Annotated in this window: 14 protein-coding genes; 9 read left to right on the top strand and 5 right to left on the bottom strand. The window is 73.0% G+C overall.

Annotated elements, in window-relative coordinates; genetic code table 11:
- Positions 1-3: 3 nt before the first annotated feature.
- On the bottom strand, positions 4-1,350 hold the full coding sequence (locus ACIPK4_RS20020; protein WP_402314317.1) for a diacylglycerol/lipid kinase family protein: 1,347 nt from the start codon (positions 1,348-1,350) through the stop codon (positions 4-6).
- Positions 1,351-1,778: 428 nt separating this feature from the next.
- On the opposite strand from ACIPK4_RS20020, the gene ACIPK4_RS20015 reads away from it, so the two are divergent.
- Positions 1,779-2,486, top strand: a complete 708-nt coding sequence (locus ACIPK4_RS20015) for a DUF5979 domain-containing protein (protein ID WP_402314315.1) — start codon at positions 1,779-1,781, stop codon at positions 2,484-2,486.
- Positions 2,487-2,618: 132 nt separating this feature from the next.
- Here the strand turns inward: ACIPK4_RS20015 and ACIPK4_RS20010 are convergent, their stop codons facing one another.
- Both ACIPK4_RS20010 and ACIPK4_RS20005 read right to left on the bottom strand, forming a co-directional pair.
- The gene (locus ACIPK4_RS20010; RefSeq protein WP_402314312.1) at positions 2,619-3,269 is read right to left on the bottom strand and encodes a dihydrofolate reductase family protein; all 651 of its coding nucleotides are present in this window, start codon (positions 3,267-3,269) and stop codon (positions 2,619-2,621) included.
- Between the two features lie 158 nt (positions 3,270-3,427).
- Complete coding sequence (locus ACIPK4_RS20005) at positions 3,428-4,936, bottom strand: protein kinase (protein WP_402314309.1); 1,509 nt, start codon at positions 4,934-4,936, stop codon at positions 3,428-3,430.
- Positions 4,937-5,283: 347 nt separating this feature from the next.
- Here ACIPK4_RS20005 and ACIPK4_RS20000 point away from each other — a divergent pair, with 347 nt between their 5' ends.
- Positions 5,284-6,483 (top strand): cytochrome P450, encoded by a 1,200-nt coding sequence (locus tag ACIPK4_RS20000; protein WP_402314307.1) that lies wholly within the window; start codon positions 5,284-5,286, stop codon positions 6,481-6,483.
- On the top strand, positions 6,480-6,701 hold the full coding sequence (locus tag ACIPK4_RS19995; RefSeq protein ID WP_402314305.1) for a ferredoxin: 222 nt from the start codon (positions 6,480-6,482) through the stop codon (positions 6,699-6,701). The genes ACIPK4_RS20000 and ACIPK4_RS19995 overlap by 4 nt, the downstream gene beginning before the upstream one ends.
- Positions 6,702-6,753: 52 nt before the next feature.
- Here ACIPK4_RS19995 and ACIPK4_RS19990 read toward each other — a convergent pair whose 3' ends face one another.
- Positions 6,754-7,416: a deoxynucleoside kinase gene (locus ACIPK4_RS19990; protein WP_376194417.1), complete on the bottom strand. Its 663-nt coding sequence runs from the start codon at positions 7,414-7,416 to the stop codon at positions 6,754-6,756.
- Between the two features lie 580 nt (positions 7,417-7,996).
- Between ACIPK4_RS19990 and serC the strand changes: the two genes are divergently transcribed.
- Both serC and ACIPK4_RS19980 read left to right on the top strand, forming a co-directional pair.
- Positions 7,997-9,112: a phosphoserine transaminase gene (gene serC, locus ACIPK4_RS19985; protein ID WP_402314303.1), complete on the top strand. Its 1,116-nt coding sequence runs from the start codon at positions 7,997-7,999 to the stop codon at positions 9,110-9,112.
- 222 nt (positions 9,113-9,334) lie between these two features.
- Positions 9,335-12,010: an ATP-binding protein gene (locus ACIPK4_RS19980; protein WP_402314301.1), complete on the top strand. Its 2,676-nt coding sequence runs from the start codon at positions 9,335-9,337 to the stop codon at positions 12,008-12,010.
- Between the two features lie 11 nt (positions 12,011-12,021).
- On the opposite strand, the gene ACIPK4_RS19975 is transcribed toward ACIPK4_RS19980, so the two are convergent.
- Positions 12,022-13,563, bottom strand: a complete 1,542-nt coding sequence (locus ACIPK4_RS19975) for a dihydrofolate reductase family protein (RefSeq protein WP_402314299.1) — start codon at positions 13,561-13,563, stop codon at positions 12,022-12,024.
- Positions 13,564-13,969: 406 nt separating this feature from the next.
- Here ACIPK4_RS19975 and gnd point away from each other — a divergent pair, with 406 nt between their 5' ends.
- The 4 genes from gnd to ACIPK4_RS19955 are packed head-to-tail and all read left to right on the top strand — an operon-like array spanning position 13,970 to position 19,650.
- Positions 13,970-15,013, top strand: a complete 1,044-nt coding sequence (gene gnd, locus ACIPK4_RS19970; RefSeq protein WP_402314297.1) for a phosphogluconate dehydrogenase (NAD(+)-dependent, decarboxylating) — start codon at positions 13,970-13,972, stop codon at positions 15,011-15,013.
- An 11-nt stretch (positions 15,014-15,024) separates the two neighbouring features.
- Positions 15,025-16,503 carry a glucose-6-phosphate dehydrogenase gene (gene zwf, locus ACIPK4_RS19965; protein WP_402314295.1) on the top strand — a complete coding sequence of 493 codons (1,479 nt, stop codon included), beginning with the start codon at positions 15,025-15,027 and terminating at the stop codon, positions 16,501-16,503.
- Positions 16,504-16,507: 4 nt separating this feature from the next.
- Positions 16,508-17,251, top strand: coding sequence for a beta-phosphoglucomutase family hydrolase (locus tag ACIPK4_RS19960; RefSeq protein ID WP_402314293.1), 744 nt, complete (start codon positions 16,508-16,510; stop codon positions 17,249-17,251).
- A complete protein-coding gene (locus tag ACIPK4_RS19955; protein WP_402314291.1) occupies positions 17,248-19,650 on the top strand; it encodes a glycoside hydrolase family 65 protein in 2,403 nt (800 codons plus the stop codon). The genes ACIPK4_RS19960 and ACIPK4_RS19955 overlap by 4 nt, the downstream gene beginning before the upstream one ends.
- The last annotated feature ends 3 nt before the right edge of the window (positions 19,651-19,653 follow it).

The following is a 19,653-nucleotide window of genomic DNA, read 5'->3' as shown; positions in this document are numbered from 1 at the left end:
CGCTCAGGCGCCGCCGTCGCCGCGTCCCCGCGCGGCCCGTCCCACGGTCAGCGCCAGGCGCCGGACCCGGCGCCAGTCCATCGGCACCGTGGCGCGCGGCACGCCGGGACGGTTGCGGGGCACGCGCACGCGCAGGACGCCGGACGCGATGCGGCAGCGCACCGGGGTGGACAGCATCAGCGCCTCGCCGTCGACACCGACCGGGATGGCGGGCGCGTCCGCGTCCACGACGACCTCCCGGGCGGTGAGCGTGGTCAGACCGCGGCCCTGCCCGCCGTGCAGGAGCAGCTCCGCCGCTTCGGCGGCGTTCGCGACGTCGACGCCCAGCACCCCCAGTTCACCGGAGTCCAGTCGCTCCCGGCGCCCGAGCCCGGCCGGATCCCCCCCTTGGTAGGGGTTGTTGCTCACCAGCACGGCCTGGGGGCCGTCCATGGCCAGCGCATCCGCACGCACGCCCAGCCGCGTTCCGCCGTCCTGCGTCAGCAGGGACGGCAGCATCTCCAGGATGGTGCGGGCCTTGTCGTCGCGGTAGGCCGGACTCTGCACGATCTCCGCGTACACGCCGAACGAGGCGCTGTTCACGAAGACGCGCCCCGGGCTGCCGGGCACCGCGTTCCCCTCGTGGATGACGCCGAGGTCGATGTGCAGTTCGACGCCGTCGGTCAGTGCGTCGAGGCAGCGGGACGGGTCCTGCCGGTCCAGGCCCAGGTCCATGGCGAAGTGGTTGCGCGTTCCGGCGCTGATCACCATGAACGGGACGTCGTGTTCCACGGCCACGGCGGCGACCAGGGCCTGTGTGCCGTCGCCGCCTGCGACGCCGAGCAGGTCGGCGCCGTCCGCGACGGCCCGCCGCGCCAGCTCGGCGACGTCGTCCGGCCGGGCAGGATCGAGCACGAAGACCTCGGCGCCCAGGGCCCTGGCCCGCTCCGCCAGGCCGAACTTCTCGACCTTACCGCCGCCCGAGCGCGGATTCATGATCAGGTAGGGCCGCTCGGCCCGGTCGGCGGGGTGTTCCGTCATGCCCGGCGCGCCGTCCGCCGCCAGGGCGGCCTTGGCCGCGGCGATGGCCAGGGCCCACAGGGCGAGCGAGACCAGCACGACCCACAACAGCCCCGCGGTCGCGTACAGCAGCAGGAGGGCGAGCGGGGGGACGACCACCAGCAGCACGGCCAGCGCCCTGATCCAGCCGGTGTGGGTGAGCATCCACCACACGCCGGCGGCGGTGAGCGCCAGCCCCGCCCAGCCCAGCGCCATCAGCACGAGGCTCGCGAGGCCCCCGGCCACCAGCAGAACCACGGGCGCCGCCAGGCCCGCCACCAGGGCCAGACGTGCGGTCCAACGCCTGCTCATGGGACAACCTCCCGCCTGGGGCGGCCTCCCGCCGCGTCACCGGCTGCCGGACGGAACGCACGCCCACTTCAGGCTACGAGCGCCGCCCCCGCGCGGCCTGCCCACCGCGCCCGCTCGTGGTCGCACCGGCGGCCGCCCGCGTCGGACGGCACGGGTGACCGGGCCTCGTCCTGGCGGCCCCGTCCTCACCCCGTCGCTGCTTCCCCCCTCGTCGCGGCGGCCCGGGAAGGTGCGCGCGGACCTGGCGGCCGGCCGCTCCTGACGCCCGCTGCCGGTTAAGGGCACGTCAACCGGACCTTAAGGCAGTCTGAGAAATGTGTGGGGCCGTGACAGAAGTGAACTCTGAGCGTGCCGACGGCCGTATCCAGGACGTGGTGGGAGGACGTCGTCCAACGGATCGAGGAGTGCGGATGTCCAGGAAACGGACTATGAGTCTCAAGAAGAAGCTCGTGTTCTCTGTCGTGTCGGCAACCGTCGCGGCCGGCGCGGCCGTCGCCACGATGGCGACCGGAAACGCCGCCGTTCCCGGCGACGTAGTGTGCAAGGGGTCGACGGTCACGCTGTCGGGCGAAGCGGGGGCACCGGCCGCGACCAGCGGGACGTTCCCCGTCGGGACGAAGCTCAAGGTCACCAACCTCGACAACGGCCAGGCCACCACCGTCACGGTCAACGGCCCCTCCGGCAGCTGCGTCCTGCTCAACAACGCCGCCTTCGACAAGGTCCGCGAACCCGGCAAGAACCTCATCCGGCGCGCCCGCATCGAACGCGTGGCCGGTGGCGGTGGCGGCGGCGCGGGCGGTGGCGCCGCCGCGCCGACCCGCGCGGCGGGCGCGACGGGCGCGGCGGGCGCGACGGGCGCGGCGGGTGTGCAGGTACCGCCGGCCGGCGGGGAGGTCGTGTGCCCCGGGTCGACGGTCACGCTGTCGGGCGAAGCGGGGGCACCGGCCGCGACCAGCGGGACGTTCCCCGTCGGGACGAAACTCAAGGTCACCAACCTCGACAACGGCCAGGCCACCACCGTCACGGTCAACGGCCCCTCCGGCAGCTGCGTCCTGCTCAACAACGCCGCCTTCGACAAGGTCCGCGAACCCGGCAAGAACCTCATCCGGCGCGCCCGCATCGAACGCGTGCCGTAGGCGACCGGGGCCGGGGCTGTGGCCGCCGGGACCAGGCCCGGTGTCCGGGAGCGGACGGATACCGCTGAGGGGCCCGGCCGCGTGGGGTGAACGGGGTGCGGCGGAGTGGTGTCCGCCGCACCCCGCCGCCGTCTAGAGGCCGTCCTCGCGGCCGAGGCCACGGTCGGGTGCGCTCATGTCCCCCGTCCGGGGGGTGCCGTCCGCGAGCCCGTAGCGCAGCAGCACGGTGCCCTTGCGGCCGGCTGCCGGAGGTTCGAGGAGGGTGAGGTTCGTCGGCACCTCCCCGCCGTCGAACACCTTCTTCCCGACGCCGAGCAGGATCGGGTGCACCCAGAGGTCGAGGCGGTCGAAGAGCTTCTCGTGCAGCAGGGTCTGCACCAGGTTCAGGCTCCCGACGACCTTCACGTTCTCGTGCCGGTCGCGGATCTCCCGCACCGCGCCGGCGAGATCCGGGCCGAGCTGCGTGGACCCGGCCCACGAGAGGTCGGGCTTGCCCCGGGAGGCCACGTACTTCGGGACGCGGTTGAAGAGCGCGGCGAACTCGCCGTCCTCACCGCCCTTCTGGTGCGGCCAGTAGGCGGCGAAGATGTCGTACGTCCGCCGGCCGAGGAGGAGGGCGTCCGTGCCCTGGTACGCGGTGCCGACCTGCGCGCCGGACACCTCGTCCAGCAGCGGTGCCTGCCAGCCGCCGAACGGGAAGCCCACCGGGTCCTCGTCGGGCCCGCCGGGCGCCTGCCCGACGAGGTCGAGGGTCGCGAACATCTCGATGTGGATGAGGCCCATGCTCCACTCCCGTTCCGATCGTGCGGACCCGCGACATCGTGCCCTGCCCGCCCCGCCGGACCGGGACGCCGCACCGGCCCGTCCCCCTCCCGTGGGACCAGGCGACGGGGTATGCGGCGGGGCCCGGGGCGGGGACACCACCGAGCGCGACGGAAGCGTCAGTTCCGGCAGGTCACCGAGAAGGGGATCTGCTGCGACACGACTCGGACGGGATCGCGGATCTCCACGCCGATCGTGCTGTTCAGCGTTCCGGCCTTCGCGTACGTCGTCACCTGCACGGTGTCCCGTCCCGTGGCGCGGCCCCCGGCCCCGGTCCCGCCTCCCCTGAGCGTCATGACGCGCCATTGCGGATCGACCACCGAGCCGTCATCGGACACCCAGCGGTAGGAGATCCGGACCGGTTCCGCGGCGGTGAAGGTCGCCGTGAACGTGGGCGCCCGGTCGGCGGGCGGTGAGCAGGGACCCGTGTAGGCGGTGTTCGAGCCCGCCACGGACACCTGTACGGTCGCCGCCTCGGGTGCGCTCGCCCCGACGGGTACCTGGTCGGGGCTCCGGTCCGCACCCCCGTCGCGTTCGACGAAGGCGTAGCCCAAGGCGGCGGCGAGCAGCGCGGCCGCGGCTGCGCCGCCCACCACGGCGGCCCGGACCCGTCGCTTGCGCCGGGGGGCGGCATGTACCGGCGCCGCGGCGGGCGATGCGACGGGCGCATCCGCCGTGGCGGCTTCGAGCGGTGCGGCGCCCGCTCCGGGGGACGCCTCCGGGCCCGGAGCGACGACCGGCGCATCGACGGTCTCCGGATCCGCGGACGGATCGGCGGCCCCCGCGGAACGGGCGACGGTCCGCAACGCGGCTGCGACGTGCTCGGCCGGGGTCCGCTCGGCCGGCTCCTTGCGCAGCAGCCCCTCGATGACGGCGGAGAGGGGGCCCGCCCTGCGCGGGGACGGCGGATCCGTCTCGACGACGGCGCGCAGCGTGCTCAGCGCCGTGTCCTGCCGGAACGGGGAGCTGCCCTCGACGGCCGCGTACAGCAGCACGCCCAGGGACCACAGGTCCGACTCGGGGCCCGAGGGCCGTCCCAGCGCCCGCTCGGGCGGCAGGTACTCGGGGGACCCGACGACCTCGCCCGTCATGGTCAACGCCGTACTGCCCTCGACCATGGCGATGCCGAAGTCGCTGAGCACCACCCGCCCGTCGTCGGCGATCAGCACGTTGCCCGGTTTCACGTCCCGGTGTTCGACCCCGACGGCGTGCGCGGCCCGCAGCGCGGTCAACACCTCGCCGCCGACGTGCGCGGCGCGCTGCGGGGTGAGCGGGCCCCCGGTCCGCAGCAGATCGGCCAGCGACCGGCCGCGGATCAGCTCCATCACGATCCAGGGGCGGTCGTCGTCCATGACGACGTCGTGGACCGTCACGACGTTGCGGTCCGCTATCCGTGCCGTCGCCCAGGCCTCCCGTTCCAGCCGGGCGTAGAGCCGTGCGATGTCGCCGGCGTGCAGGCCGGCCGGGGGACGCACCTCCTTGACGGCGACCTCGCGCTGTAGCGTCTCGTCGCGGGCGCACCACACGGTGCCCATACCGCCCGTGCCGAGAGGGGACATCAGGCGGTAACGGCCCGCGACCAGCCGTCCGCCGGCTCGTTCCTCCGGTGCGGTGTCCACGTCGTACATCAGGGCGATCCCCCCGTTCCTGTTCCACTTGCCTCGGCTTGCCGCCACGCACCACACGTGCGGTCCGGCCCGACGGTTCGACACGGCGGGGGAAAGCCGCGGAACTTGTCAGAACAAGCACGAAAGGAGGGGACCCGAACCGGTCACGGGCACGCGTGAGCGCCGCCCGCATCCGTATTGCCTTCACTATCACTCATTGCAACGTGCGTTGCATTCGACGGCAGGCCATTGCACCGATTCACCTGCTTTCACCTGGCACAACGCAATGCAGCGATTGACCATCTCGTGAATGCAACGTAGCTTTCCAAACAACTGAAGCACGTCACAGCGCGAAACGAGGAACGGTCATGAGCGAGTCCCTCCACACCGTCACGACGCTTCCGGCGCAGCGCCGGACCGGCTGCCCCTTCGACCCGCCGGCCGAGCTGACCGAGGCCCGCCGGCACGGCCCCATCAGCCGCTACACCCACCCCGGCGGCGTACCCGGCTGGCTGATCACCGGATACGACCTCGTCAGGTCGGTCCTGGCCGACCCCCGGTTCAGCTCCCGCAAGGACCTGCTGAACGTGGTCGACTTCGAGCTCCCTCCCGCGCCGCCCGGCGAGTTCCTCCTCATGGACGAGCCGCAGCACAGCCGCTACCGCAAGCCGCTGGTCGGCAAGTTCACCGTGCGGCGGATGCGGCTGCTCACCGAGCGCATCGAGCAGATCACCGCCGAGTGCCTGGACGCCATGGAGCAGGCCGGACCGACGGCGGACCTGGTGACCGCGTTCGCCAAGCCCATCCCCACCATCGTGATCTGCGAGATCCTGGGCGTGCCCTACGAGGACCGGGCCTCCTTCCAGGAACAGATCGACGCGTTCATGGGCGGGGAGGTGAGCGACGAGGAGCTGATCGCGGCCTACACCGCGACCCAGGAGTACCTCGCCCGGCTGGTGGCCGCCAAGCGCGCCAACCCCACCGACGACGTGCTCAGCGAACTCACCGACAGCGATCTGACGGACGAGGAGCTGAAGGGCATCAGCCTCATCCTGCTGGCGGCCGGCTTCGACACCACGGCGAACATGCTGTCCCTCGGCGCCTTCGCCCTGTTGCAGAACCCGGCGCAACTGGCCGCGCTGCGCGCCGATCCCGCGCTCACCGACGGGGCGGTGGAGGAACTGCTGCGGTACCTCAGCGTCGCGAAGACGTTCATGAGGACGGCACTGGAGGACGTCGAGGTCGGTGGCCAGACCATCACGGCCGGCACGACGGTCGTCCTGTCGTTCAACACCGCCAACCGCGACCCCGGCCGCTTCGCCGACCCCGACGTCCTCGACCTGCGGCGGCCGCACGAGGGGCACCTGGCGTTCAGCCACGGCATCCACCAGTGCCTGGGCCAGCAGCTGGCCCGCATCGAGATGCGGGTGGCGTTCCGCGCCCTGGTCGACCGCTTCCCCACGCTGCGCCTGGCCGTACCGGCCGACGAGGTCCGCCTGCGTCCGGAGGCCGCGGACATCTACGGGGTGAAGAGCCTGCCGGTCACCTGGGACGAGGACGGGAAATGAGCACGGGCCGCCTGAGCATCGACCGCGAACGCTGCATCGGCGCCGGCATGTGCGCGATGACCGCCCCCGAGGTCTTCGACCAGGACCCCGACGACGGCCTCGTACTCCTGCTGGACGCCGAGCCGCCCGCGGCACACCGCACGGCCGCCCGGATGGCCGCCGGCCTGTGCCCCTCCGGTGCCATCACCTTCGGCGTCCCGGGATCCGGCGACGCCTGAGGGCTCCGTCGCCGGACGGTGACCCGCCGGTTCGGCCCGTGCGGGAACTGCTTCAGGCCCGGCGCCGGCCCGCCGCCAGGGCGTCCTTGACCTCCTGAGCCACGCGGGCCGCGTCCTCGGGGTTGTTCACCACGTCCGTGCAGTTCATGTCGATGACGAGGACCTCGCTGGCCGAGTAGTGCTTGTGCACCCAGTCGTCGTAGCCGGACCACAGCGTCCGGTAGTACTCGACGAGGCTGTCGTCCTGCTCGAAGTCGCGGCCCCGCAGTCCGATGCGGTGCAGCACCGTCTCGAAGTCGGCCTTGAGGTAGACCATGAGGTCGGGCGCCTTGCGGTACGGCAGGCCGTCGATCTCGCGCATCATCTCCTCGAGCAGTCCCTCGTACACCTGCATCTCGAGGGAGCTGATCCGGCCGAGGTCGTGATTGACCTTGGCGAAGTACCAGTCCTCGTATATGGACCGGTCGAGGACGTTGTCCCCCTGCTTGTAGGCCTCCTTGATCGCGGCGAACCGCGTCTGGAGGAAGTAGAGCTGGAGCAGGAAGGGGTAGCGCTTCGCCTGGATCTCTTCGGGGCTCGCCGTGTAGAAGAGCGGGAGGATCGGGTTGTCGTCCACGCTCTCGTAGAAGACTTCGCTGCCCAGCTCCTTGGCCAGAAGCTCGGCCACGCTCGTCTTGCCGATTCCGATCATGCCTCCGACGCAGATCACTGGCATACCTCACTTCTCCCTGGGGATCTTCTGTTCGCGGGCGGGGAGGGCAGGACGCCCCGCACCACTGAGACGCACGCCGGAAGTCACTCGATTCCCCAAGATCTTCATGATCAGCGTCAGGTGGGCCCCGTCCGTCCTCGACCGGCCGGACTGACCGTTCCGCAGATGCCGTGTACAGCGACGAGCGCCACCGCCCCGCGGGCCGCCCTGAAGCATAAATGACGATTCGCCGCCCACAGGTCCGACCGGCCCCGCAGGCCGGCCGGGGCCGAGCGCCGACCGGGACGACGTGTGCCGCATCTCACGTGCCGTGCGGGAGGGCGTCACCGGACCGCTACAGATCACGGGGAATCCGGACATGCCTCCTGTCCTGGCCGGTCGTTGGGGCGGGAGTTCGTTGCCGTCGGCTGAAACCTGCTGCTAACGTCCCGTCCGACCAGGGGACATGACGCGTTCGTCCTGACGCGTGGAATGTCAGTTCTTCCCCGTCTCCCCGCCTTCTCATGGCATCCAGCGCTGCATGCCGTTGCAATCGAATCCCGACGCCTGCCCGACGTGCGGCGGCAGAACAGAGAACAACGTCATGACCAGCATCGTCATTCCGGCCGACCTCCTGCCCGCCGACGGGCGTTTCGGGGCGGGCCCCTCCAAGATCAGGCCGCAGGCGCTGGAAGCACTGGCCGGCGGCCGTGAAGTGCTCGGCACCTCCCACCGGCAGGCACCGGTCAAGTCGCTCGTCGGCCGGATCCGCGCCGGACTCGCCGACCTGTACGACCTCCCCGACGGCTACCAGGTCGTCCTGGGCAACGGCGGAGCCACCGCCTTCTGGGACATCGCGGCCTTCGGACTGATCGCGAACCGGTCCCAGCACCTGGTCATCGGCGAGTTCTCCGCCAAGTTCGCCACCTCCGCCACCACGCCGTGGCTGGCCGGGCCCTCGGTCATCCGCGCCGAGCCCGGACTCAGCGCACAGCCGGTGGCCGAGGCCGGGGTCGACAGCTACGCGCTGATCCACAACGAGACCTCCACCGGCGTGGCCGCGTCCGTCCGGCGCGTGCCGGGAGCCGACGACGGCGCCCTCACCCTCGTCGACGGCACGTCCGCGGCGGGAGGCATGGCCGTCGACATCAGCCAGTGCGACGCCTACTACTTCGCGCCCCAGAAGAACCTCGGGTCCGAGGGCGGCCTCTGGATCGCGATCCTCTCCCCCGCAGCCGTCGAACGGGCCCACGCGGTCGCCGCCTCCGGCCGCTACATCCCGCCGTTCTTCTCCCTGCCCGTGGCCATCGACAACTCCGCCAAGGACCAGACCTACAACACCCCGGCCCTGAGCACCCTCGTCCTGCTCGCCGAGCAGCTCGACTGGATCAACGGTCAGGGCGGCATGGCCTGGGCGGCGGCACGCACCGCTGACTCCTCCTCGCGCCTCTACACCTGGGCCGAGAAGTCCCCCCTCGCCAGTCCGTTCGTCACCGACCCCGGGCTGCGTTCGCCCGTGGTCGCCACCATCGACTTCGACGACCGGATCGACGCCGCGGCCCTGGCGAAGGTCCTGCGGGCGAACGGCATCGTCGACACCGAGCCGTACCGCAAGCTGGGCCGCAACCAGCTGCGCGTGGCCTGCTACCCGTCCGTCGAGCCGGCCGACGTGGAAGCCCTGACCGCCTGCATCGACCACGTCGCCGGCCGCCTCGCCTGACCCCCTCGCCTGACCCCCTCGCCTGACACCGGCCCCGGGCGGCCCCACCCCGCGCACACGGGGGTGGGGCCGGCTGCGGCCTCCGCCGAGCCCCTGGTCACGGACGCGGCCCGCATGCCCCTGGTCCATACGGGGCGGTGACCGTCGGGATAGTCTCCGGTGGCCGTCGCGGGTCCCGCCGGACCCGGGCGGATGGTCGGCACGGGGTCGTGGGGGTAGGTCGTGCGGGGGCGGTACGCGGAGCGGGAGCGGATCGAGCAGTTGCTCGCGGACGCCCGCCGGGGGGCGAGTGGTGTCCTGCTGGTGCACGGCGAGGCCGGGATCGGGAAGACCGCGCTGCTCGACCATGCCGCCGACCGGGCCCACGGTGTGCGGGTGTTGCGGGTCGAGGGCATCGAGTCGGAGATGGAGATGGCCTTCGGCGGGCTGCACCAGCTCTTCCTGCCGGTGAGGGACCTGGTCGACGCGTTGCCGGGGCCGCAGGCGGCGGCGTTGCGGTCGGTGTTCGGTCTGAGCGGTGAAGGGGTGCGCGACCGCTTCGTCGTCGGGCTCGCGGTGCTCTCGCTCCTGTCGGAGGCCGCGGCCGCCGGTCCCCTGCTGTGCCTGGTCGACGACGCGCAGTGGCTCGACCAGCCGTCGGTGGACATGCTGACCTTCGCCGCGCGCCGCCTGCGGGCGGAGGGCGTGGTGATGCTGTTCGCGGTCCGCGACGGGGCGCCCGGCGCCGCCGTGAAGGGGCTGCCCCGGCTGCCGGTCGAGGGCCTGGACCGGGCGGCTGCCGCCGAGTTGGTGCCGGACCTGCCGCCGTACGTCGTGGACCGCGTCATCGAGGAGGCCCGCGGCAACCCGCTGGCCCTGATCGAACTTTCCGCCGCGCTCACCCCGGCCCAACGGGCCGGACGGCTCGGCCCCTCCGCGCTGCCCGAAGCGGCCGCCGGACTGCCGAGCCGGCTCCAGGACGGCTTCCTGGAACAGGTCCGGCGGCTTCCCGAGGCCACCCGGGCGGTGCTGCTGGTGGCCGCCGCCGACGACACCGGGGACCTCACGGTGGTGCTGCGTGCGTCGGGCCGGCTCGGCTCCACGGTCGAGGATCTGGAGCCGGCCGAGCGCGCCGGGTTCGTCCTACTCTCCGGTGAGGTGCTGCGGTTCCGGCACCCCCTGGTGCGGTACGCCGCGTACCGGGGCGCCCCGCTCGCCCGGCGGATCGCCGCGCACCGGGCACTGGCCGGGGTGCTGGGCGGGGCCGGCCATGCGCACCGGCGGGCCTGGCACCTGGCCGCCGCGTCGACCGGTCCGGACGAGGGGGTCGCCGAGGAGCTGGAACGTGTCGCCGAGTGGGCCGACAGCCGCCAGGCGATGGCGTCCGCGTCCGCCGCGTACGAGCGTGCCGCGCAGCTCACCGCGGATCCGCGGGCGCGGGCGCGGCGGCTGGTGTCGGCAGCGCAGCGGGCCGCCGATGCAGGGCAGGACGAGCGGTGTGGCGCACTGGCCGACCGGGTGCCGCAGCCGCTGGAGGACCCGGACGTCGCGGCGAACTTCGCGCGTGCCCGGGCCGTGGTCGAGCTCGGCTACCGCAGGCCGGCGACGGCGGCCCGGATCCTGGTCGACAGTGCGGACCTGACGGACGCCGAGCGACCGGACACGGTGGCGTCGCTGCTGACCGATGCGGTCCACGCGGCGTTCTGCGCCGGGGACGCGGCGCTGATCGAGGAGGTCGCGCTCCGCTCGCCCGCCGTGCCCGTGCTGGCCGTACCGGCAAGGCTGTTCGGCGGTGACGTGCCCGGCGGACTGGAGGCGGTCCGCGCACTCGTGGACGCCCCGGCCCACGGTGTGACGGCCCGTCTGATGAGCGGGATCTACCTGCAGTTGACGGGCGATCACCGAGCAGCCCGGGAGGCTGCCGCGGGAGTCGTCGCGCTCTGCCGCGACCAGGGCGTCAGCGGCTGGCTGCCCACCGCGCTACACCTTCAGGTCCAGACGGAGCTCTCCCTGGGCCGCCATGACGAGGCGTCGGCACGGGCCGTCGAGGCGCTCCGGCTGGCCGAGTACCACGACCTGGCCCACCGGGCCGCGCACCTGCGTGCCGCCCTGGCGATGCCGGCCGCCGTACGGGGCGAGGAGGAGCGGGTCCGTGAGCTGACCGGTGAAGCGCTGGAGTACACCCGGCCGCGCGGGGTGGGGCGGGGCACGGCGGACGCCCTGTGGGCACGGGGGGTGCTCGAACTCGGCCTGGGCCGGGCGGATGCGGCGTTGGAGCGGTTGGAGGCGGCCCGCACGGAGGTGGCCCACCCGCTGCTCTGCCTGCCGCTGCTGCCGGATCTGATCGAGGCCGCGGTGCGGGCCGGCCGCCCGGAGCGGGCCTCGGAGGCGGCCCGGTCGCTCGGGGAGTGGGCCGGGGCGCTGGGACAGGACGCCCTCGCCGCGTCGGCCCGCCGCTGCCTGGCGCTGACCGGCCCGGACGGCGAGGCCGAGGCCCACTTCGTCGCGGCGCTGGCCCTGCACCGGGGCGGCAGCGGCTTCGACCTGGCCCGTACGGCGCTGCTGTACGGGGAGTGGCTGCGTCGCCTGCGGCGCCAGATCGACGCCCGGGACCCGTTGCGCGCCGCTCTCGACGGTTTCGAACGGCTGGGTGCCCGGCCCTGGGCCGACCGGGCCCGGACGGAACTCGGCGCTGCGGGTGGGCAGACCGGGCTGACGGCTCGCGAGGGCGGCCCGATGAGCGTGCTGAGCCCGCAGGAGCGCGAGGTGGTCCGGCTGGCGGCGGCCGGTGCCAGCAACCGGGAGATCGGCGCCCGGTTGTTCCTGAGCCCGCGCACGGTCGGACACCACCTCTACCGCGCCTTCCCGAAACTGGGCGTGAGTTCCCGCACCGAGCTCGCCGGCCTGCTGGCCTCATGAGGCGGCCGGCCTCATGAGGCCGGGCCCGGTTCCGGCGCCGACCAGATCAGCCGGGTCTGCGTGGTCCGGTAGCCGGCCCGGGCGAACGCGGCGGCCATCGGCGCGTTGTCGGTGTCGGTGGTGGCGGTGATCAGCTCGGCCCCCGCCTCCACCTGCACGCGGGTGATCTCGGCCAGCACGTCATCGACGTAACCCTGTCCGCGCAGCTCGGGGACGACGCCCAGGTAGCCGACGTTGCGGCTGTACGGCGTCGCCGAGGGCAGGGCCAGCCCGGCGACGCGGCCGTCGGGGGTGCGGGCGATGCGCCACCAGGAGCGTTCGCCCGGGCAGTCGAGGTAGAAGTCGACCTCCTCCCGGGCGGTGGCTTCCGCTCCCATGAGCGCCAGGTTCCGGCGGGTCTCCCCGTCCAGGCTGCCCACCGCGATCCGCCGGAAGACGTCGAGGAACTCCTCGTCCGTACCCTCGGTGAAGACGAGGCGCCCGCTGGAGGCGGGGAGTCCGGCCTCGGGAGTCCATTCCAGACGCAGCCGTTCGACGACGTCGGTCAGTCCGGCCGCCAGGGCGGCGTCCCGCCGCCAGTCCGCGGCCGCGACCGTGGCGGGGTCGTCCCGCCAGCCGTTCGGCAGGGTCAGGTTGTAGAGCGGCGCCTTGGCCGCCCCCTGCTCGGCGAAGGCCCGCAGGCCCGCGCGGATCAGCCGGGCCCCGAGCGCCGCGCGGTCGGCGACCGAGGGGTCGACGTACAGGCAGTCCAGCGCGACCGGGTGCTCGCTGGTGGCCCGGCCCCACCACAGGGCCCGGGCCACCACCCGGCCGTCCTGCTCTGCGATCCAGGTCCACTCCGGGCGGTACATGCCCTCCGCGAGGTCCCCGAGGTACCGGTCGGCGGGGATCCAGCCGACCGGCTCGTCGACCGTCACGGCGGTGACGCGGTCGAGGTCGGCGCCGGTGGTGGGGCGAATCAGCACCGGGGTGCCCGTCTCCTTCGCATACGTGGTGAGGGCCGCGCCGGTGCTGAAGACCCGGGAGTCGGTCAGCTTGAAGGAGTCCGGGCGGAACGGGGCGTCGAAGAGCGGTATGCCGGAGCCGATGACGACCGGGTAACACCTGATGACCAACTCGTCTATCTCCTCACGCAGTTGCCCGGCGAGGCCGGCCCCGCCGCACAGCCAGATGCCCTCTCCTTCCTGGCCCTTGAGGTCGCGGACGAACTCCACCGGGTCCGTGCCGACGACCTCCACGGCGGGGTCGAGCGGGGCGAGGGTGCGGGAGAAGACGTACTGCTTCAAGTGCGGATAGGGGCTGGTGACACCGGCCGCGAGACCGTGCTCGTAGGTGGCACGGCCCATCAGTACGGTGTCGAACCGCCTGTTGGGGACTCCGTCGAGGCCCAACGGCCCCCGGCGGTGGGCCGGGATCGTCTCGGGGTATTCCGCCAGCAGGGCGGCGGCGAGGTCGCCCTCGAAGGGGAAGAGGTCGAACCGGTCGAACCGGCCGTCGGGGCCCGCGACGAACCCGTCGAGGGTGGTTGCGACGTAATAGGTGAGCCTGCGCACACGTCCTGCTTTCGTCGGTGGGTGCTCGGTGCCTGCCGTGTGGTGCGGTGTGCCTGGTGACGTCACTGACGCTATGGCGGCGGCCGTGCGGCAGGCATCAGTCGTCCCGACGTAACGTGAGCGGTCTCCGAGGCGCCGGGGACGGCCGGCATCGGACGGGCCGGACGGACAGCGGGCCGGATCCCCGCCCACCAGGGGGTCTGGTCCCCGCAGGGGCCGCGGGGACCCGGCCCCCGGACCACCGGCAGGGCCGAGTGGCCCAGTCCCGGGTGCCGGGGCCGTGGTGGGCGGCCACAGTGGGCGCGGAGGGGGAAAGGGCGGGCGCGGGCGGTGCCGCGCACGCGGGACGGCGCGTGCCGTGGCATGCGGCCCCGCGGCCGGGAAACGGGAGAACGGGAGCACGGCGATGGCATCGGACGCACCCATGCAGCTCGGAATGGTCGGACTCGGCCGGATGGGTGCCAACCTGGTGCGCCGGCTCATGCAGGACGGACACCGGTGCGTCGTCAACGACCTCGGCCCCGACGCCGTACGGGCGTTGGAGCGGGAGGGGGCGACACCGGCGTTCTCGCTGGAGGAGCTCGTCGAGCGGCTGGAACGGCCCCGCGCCGTGTGGCTCATGGTGCCGGCGGGCGTGGTCCAGGAGACCCTGGACCGGCTGGTCGGGCTCCTGGAGCCCGGCGACACGGTCATCGACGGCGGCAACTCCTACTACCGGGACGACATCACCCGGTCCCGGGCCCTCGCCCAGCAGGGCATCCACTACGTCGACTGCGGCACGTCGGGCGGTGTCTGGGGCCTGGAACGCGGCTACTGCCTCATGATCGGCGGCGAGCGGGAGCCCGTGGAACGGCTCGCCCCCGTGTTCCGCACCATCGCGCCCGGCACCGGCAGCGCCGAGCCCACCCCCGGCCGCACCCGGACCGGGGGCACCGCGCCGCAGGGCTACCTCCACTGCGGCCCCAGCGGCGCCGGTCACTTCGTGAAGATGGTCCACAACGGCGTGGAGTACGGGATGATGGCCGCCATCGCCGAGGGTCTCGCCATCATCGAGCACGCCGACGCGGGTCTGCGCCCGCGTACCGCCGACGCGGAGACCGCTCCGCTGTCCGATCCCGACGCCTACGGGTACGAGATCGACGTGGCGGAAGTCGCCGAGGTGTGGCGCCGCGGGTCGGTCGTCGGCTCGTGGCTGGTCGACCTCACCGCCGACGCCCTGGCCCGCTCCCCGCAACTGGACGACTTCACGGGCCGCGTCTCCGACTCCGGGGAAGGCCGCTGGACCGTGCTGGCGGCCATCGAGGAGAGCGTGCCCGCACCGGTGATCAGCGCCGCCCTCTACCAGCGCTACGAGTCCAGGGGCCTCGGCGCGTTCACCGACAAGGTGCTGTCCGCCATGCGCAGCGAGTTCGGCGGCCATGCCGAGAAGCGCCCCGGGGGGGACGCGTGAGGGGGCCCTCCGTGGACAGGGACCCCGCCGCCTCCCGGCCCGGGCCGCGCCCCGCGGACCACGTCGTCGTGCTCTTCGGTGCGACGGGTGACCTGGCCCGGCGCAAACTGCTGCCGGGTCTCTTCCACCTCGCCAAGGCGGGACTCCTGCCGCAGCGCTACCGCATCGTCGGCTCGGCCCCGACGGCCGAGGCCCTGAGCGACGAGCAGTTCCGCGCCCACGCCCGCCAGGCCGTGGCGGAGTTCGGCCGCTCGCGGCCCGAGGGCCCCGAGTGGCAGGAGTTCGAGGCCGCCCTGTCCTTCGGCGCGGCCGACACGGACGCGACCGGGCCTCTGGAGAGGGCGGTGGGCGAGGCCGAGCGGGCCGTCGGCGGCGCTCCGCGGCGGCTGTTCCACCTCGCCGTCCCGCCCGTGGCGTTCACCTCCGTCATCGAACTGCTCGGGGCCACGGGGCTGGCCCGGGACGCGCGTGTCATCGTCGAGAAGCCCTTCGGGACGGACCTCGCGTCCGCCCGCGCCCTCAACGCGGCCGTCCACGCCGTCTTCGACGAGTCCCGGGTGTTCCGCATCGACCACTTCCTCGGCAAGGAGGCGGTGGACAACATCGTCGCCATGCGGTTCGCCAACGGTCTCTTCGAGCCGCTGTGGAACCGCGAGCACATCAGCCACGTGCAGATCGACGTACCCGAGCAGATCGACATCCAGGGCCGCGCCCATTTCTTCGAGGGCACCGGAACCTTCCGCGACATGGTCGTCACGCACCTGTTCCAGCTGCTCGGATTCGTCGCGATGGAACCGCCGGTCTCCCTCGAAGCGCAGTCGCTGCGGGACGAGCAGGTCAAGGTCTTCCGCAGCATGCGGCCCCTGGACCCCGCCCACGCCGTGCGCGGCCAGTACACCGGCTACCGCGCCGAGCCGGGGGTCGATCCGGCCTCCGACACCGAGACCTTCGTCGCGCTGCGCGTCGACATCGACAACTGGCGCTGGGCCGGCGTGCCCTTCCACCTGCGCTCCGGCAAGGCGCTGGCCGAGAGCCGGCACGTCGTCACCCTCGGCCTGCGCGAGCCCGTGCTCAACATGTTCCCCCTCGACGCCCGGGAGGCGGCCGACGGCCGTGCCAACGCACTTATCATCGACTTCGCCGGCCCCGGCTCCATCACCGCCCGCTTCCTCGCCAAGAAGCCCGGCCCCACGATGCAGCTCGCCCCGGCCGACATGGTCTTCAACTACCGCAGCTCCTTCACCACCGAGAACTCCCTGGAGGCGTACGAGCACCTCATCCTCCAGGCCATGCTCGGCGACCAGTCCTTCTTCACCCGCTCCGACGGCATCGAACGCCTGTGGGAGGTCTCCGCGCCGCTCCTGGACGCGCCTCCACCCGTCGTCCCGTACGCCCCCGGGTCCTGGGGGCCCGAGGCCATCGCCTCCCTCGTCTCCCCCCACCGGTGGCACCTGCCCGAACGGCACCGGCCCGGCGCGGGCGGTGAGTGACGCCATGCTGGGACTCCCCGACCACATCAGCACCTGCCTCTTCGACCTCGACGGCGTGCTCACCCGGACCGCGAAGGTCCACGCGGCCGCCTGGAAGCAGATGTTCGACGGCTACCTGCGGCAGCGCGCCGAGCGCGACGGTTCGCCCTTCGCGCCCTTCGACGCCGTGCACGACTACGACGAGTACGTGGACGGCCGCCCCCGCGAGGACGGCGTGCGCACCTTCCTCGCCTCCCGGGACATCACGCTGCCCGAGGGCACCGGGAGCGACGGCCCCGACCGGGAGACGGTCCACGGGCTGGGCACCCGCAAGAACGACCTGGTGCTCCGCGCGATCCGCGAGCAGGGGGTGGAGGCCTACGAGGGCTCCGTGGCCTACGTGCGCGCCGTACGCGACGCGGGTCTGCGCCGCGCCGTCGTCTCCTCCAGCGCCAACTGCCGCGACGTGCTGGTGGCGGCCGGCATCGAGGACCTCTTCGAAGGGCGTGTCGACGGCATCACCATCGCCGAGCGGGGACTGCGGGGCAAACCCTCCCCCGACAGCTACCTGGCGGCCGCCCGCCTCTTCGGCACCGCACCGCGCGATGCCGCCGTGTTCGAGGACGCGCTGGCCGGGGTGGCCGCCGGCAAGGCGGGCGGCTTCGGTTTCGTCGTCGGCGTCGACCGCACCGGCCAGGCGGACGAACTGCGGGCGCACGGCGCCGATGTCGTCGTCACCGACCTCTCCGAGCTGCTGGACCACCGATGATCACGCACGAGAACTTCGCGCCCGATCCCTGGCAGCTGCGGGAGACGGCACTCGACCTCGGCGTCCTCGCGCAGAGCGAATCCGTCTTCGCCCAGTCCAACGGCCATCTCGGCTGGCGCGGCAACCTCGACGAGGGCGAGCCCCACGGCCTGCCCGGCTCCTACCTCAACAGCGTGTACGCCAGCCACCCGCTGCCCTACGCCGAGGCCGGATACGGGTATCCGGAGTCCGGGCAGACGACCGTCAACGTCACCGACGGCAAGGTCATCCGGCTGCTCGTCGACGACCACCCCTTCGACCTGCGCTACGGCGAACTCCTGTCGCACGAACGCGTCCTGGACTTCCGCACCGGCGTCCTGAGCCGCTCCGTGGAGTGGACCACACCCTCCGGCCGGACGGTACGCCTGACCTCGCACCGCATGGTCTCCCTGGCCCAGCGGGCCGTCGCGGTGATCTCGTACGGCGTCGAGACCGTCAACGGCCCGGCCACCATCGCCGTACAGTCCGAGCTCGTCGCCAACGAACAGTTGCCCACGACCTCGGGCGACCCGCGCATGGCCGCCGTCATCGACTCCCCGCTGCTCCCCGAGGAGCACTACGCGAACGGCACCCGGCTGCGCCTCATCCACAGCACGGCCACCAGCGGGCAGCGCGTCGCGGTGGCGGCCGACCACATCGTGCAGGGCCCCGACGGCACCGCGTGGGCCGCCGAGAGCGAACCGGACGTGGCCCGGCTGACCGTGACCGCCACCCTCGAACCCGGGCAACGGCTCGAACTCGTCAAGTTCGTGGCCTACGGGTGGTCGGCGGAGCGCTCCCTGCCCGCCGTGCGCGACCAGGTGGAGGGCGGCCTGGCCGGGGCCCGCACCACCGGGTGGCAGGGGCTGGTCGACGCACAGCGGGCCTGCCTGGACGAGTTCTGGTCCTGCGCCGACGTCGAGGTGGAGGGCGACGAAGAGGTCCAGCAGGCGGTCCGGTTCGGCCTCTTCCACCTCTACCAGGCCTCCGCGCGCGGCGAGCGGCGCCCCATCCCGGCCAAGGGCCTGACGGGCACGGGCTATGACGGCCACGCCTTCTGGGACACCGAGTCGTTCGTGCTGCCCGTCCTGACGCACACCGCGCCGTACACCGTCGCCTCCGCGCTCGCCTGGCGGCAATCCACGCTTCCCCGCGCGCTGGAGCGCGCCCGCCAACTCGGCCTGGAGGGAGCCACCTTCCCCTGGCGCACCATCAACGGCGCCGAGTGCTCCGCCTACTGGCCCGCCGGAACCGTCGCCTTCCACGTCAACGCCGACATCGCCGCGGCCGTCGAGCGGTACGTGTTCTCCACCGGTGACCGGGAGTTCCAGCGCGGTCCCGGACTCGACCTGCTGGTGCACACCGCGCGGCTGTGGCGCTCACTGGGCCACTTCGGCGCCGACGGCGTCTTCCACATCGACGGGGTCACCGGCCCCGACGAGTACAGCGCCATCGCACGCGACAACCTCTACACCAACGCCATGGCCCGGCGGAACCTGCGCGCCGCGGCGGACGCCGTCTCGCTCCACCCGGACCGGGCACCGGACCTCGGCGTCAGCGCCGAGGAGATCGCGGACTGGCGCAACACCGCCGCGCGGACGGCCATCCCGTACAACCGGCGGCTGGGGGTGCACGAGCAGTCCGCCGGATTCACCGACCAGGAACCCTGGGACTTCGAGGCCACCTCCGAGGACCAGTACCCGCTGCTGCTGCACTTCCCGTACTTCGACCTGTACCGCAAGCAGGTCGTCAAGCAGGCGGACCTGGTCCTGGCCATGTTCACCTGCCCGGACGAGTTCAGCGCCGAGGAGAAGGCCCGCAACTTCGCCTACTACGAGCCGCTGACGGTCAGGGACTCCTCCCTGTCCGCCTGCTGCCAGGCCGTGCTCGCCGCCGAGACCGGACACCTGCGCCTCGCCTGGGCCTATACGCGCGAGGCGGCGCTGATGGACCTGGACGACCTCGAACACAACACCCGGGACGGCCTCCACATGGCCTCGCTCGCCGGCACCTGGATCGCCCTGGTCCAGGGCTTCGGCGGGCTGCGCCGCATCCGCCCCGCCCCGCCCGCGGACCCTCAGGACCAGCCGTCCGGGATCGCGGGCCCCGTCGAGCCGGACGCCGCCGCGCTGTTCGCACCGCGGCTGCCGTCCTCGCTGACCCGGCTGGCCTTCAACGTCCGCGTCCAGGGGCGGCTGATCCGCCTCGACATGGGACAGTCGACGGTCCGCTACACGCTCCTGTCCGGAGGGCCCCTCACCGTGACGCATCACGGCACCCGGGTCGAACTCACCGTGGACACGCCGACGGACCTTCCCGTCCCACCCGCGCCCGACTCCCCCGAACCCCGCCAGCCCAAGGGCCGCGCCCCCCGCACCTGAGGT

Source organism: Streptomyces sp. NPDC086989, from assembly GCF_044745505.1.
Classification (GTDB): Bacteria; Actinomycetota; Actinomycetes; order Streptomycetales; family Streptomycetaceae; genus Streptomyces.
Note: the sequence above shows the minus strand (reverse complement) of the source record. Positions and strands in the feature narration are given on the sequence as shown.

Coding starts and splice junctions, on each gene's coding strand:
- ACIPK4_RS20020 (WP_402314317.1), bottom strand. CDS start 1,350: ATGAGCAGGCGTTGGACCGCACGTCTGGCCCTGGTGGCGGGCCTGGCG.
- ACIPK4_RS20015 (WP_402314315.1), top strand. CDS start 1,779: ATGAGTCTCAAGAAGAAGCTCGTGTTCTCTGTCGTGTCGGCAACCGTC.
- ACIPK4_RS20010 (WP_402314312.1), bottom strand. CDS start 3,269: ATGGGCCTCATCCACATCGAGATGTTCGCGACCCTCGACCTCGTCGGG.
- ACIPK4_RS20005 (WP_402314309.1), bottom strand. CDS start 4,936: ATGTACGACGTGGACACCGCACCGGAGGAACGAGCCGGCGGACGGCTG.
- ACIPK4_RS20000 (WP_402314307.1), top strand. CDS start 5,284: ATGAGCGAGTCCCTCCACACCGTCACGACGCTTCCGGCGCAGCGCCGG.
- ACIPK4_RS19995 (WP_402314305.1), top strand. CDS start 6,480: ATGAGCACGGGCCGCCTGAGCATCGACCGCGAACGCTGCATCGGCGCC.
- ACIPK4_RS19990 (WP_376194417.1), bottom strand. CDS start 7,416: ATGCCAGTGATCTGCGTCGGAGGCATGATCGGAATCGGCAAGACGAGC.
- serC (WP_402314303.1), top strand. CDS start 7,997: ATGACCAGCATCGTCATTCCGGCCGACCTCCTGCCCGCCGACGGGCGT.
- gnd (WP_402314297.1), top strand. CDS start 13,970: ATGGCATCGGACGCACCCATGCAGCTCGGAATGGTCGGACTCGGCCGG.
- ACIPK4_RS19960 (WP_402314293.1), top strand. CDS start 16,508: ATGCTGGGACTCCCCGACCACATCAGCACCTGCCTCTTCGACCTCGAC.
- ACIPK4_RS19955 (WP_402314291.1), top strand. CDS start 17,248: ATGATCACGCACGAGAACTTCGCGCCCGATCCCTGGCAGCTGCGGGAG.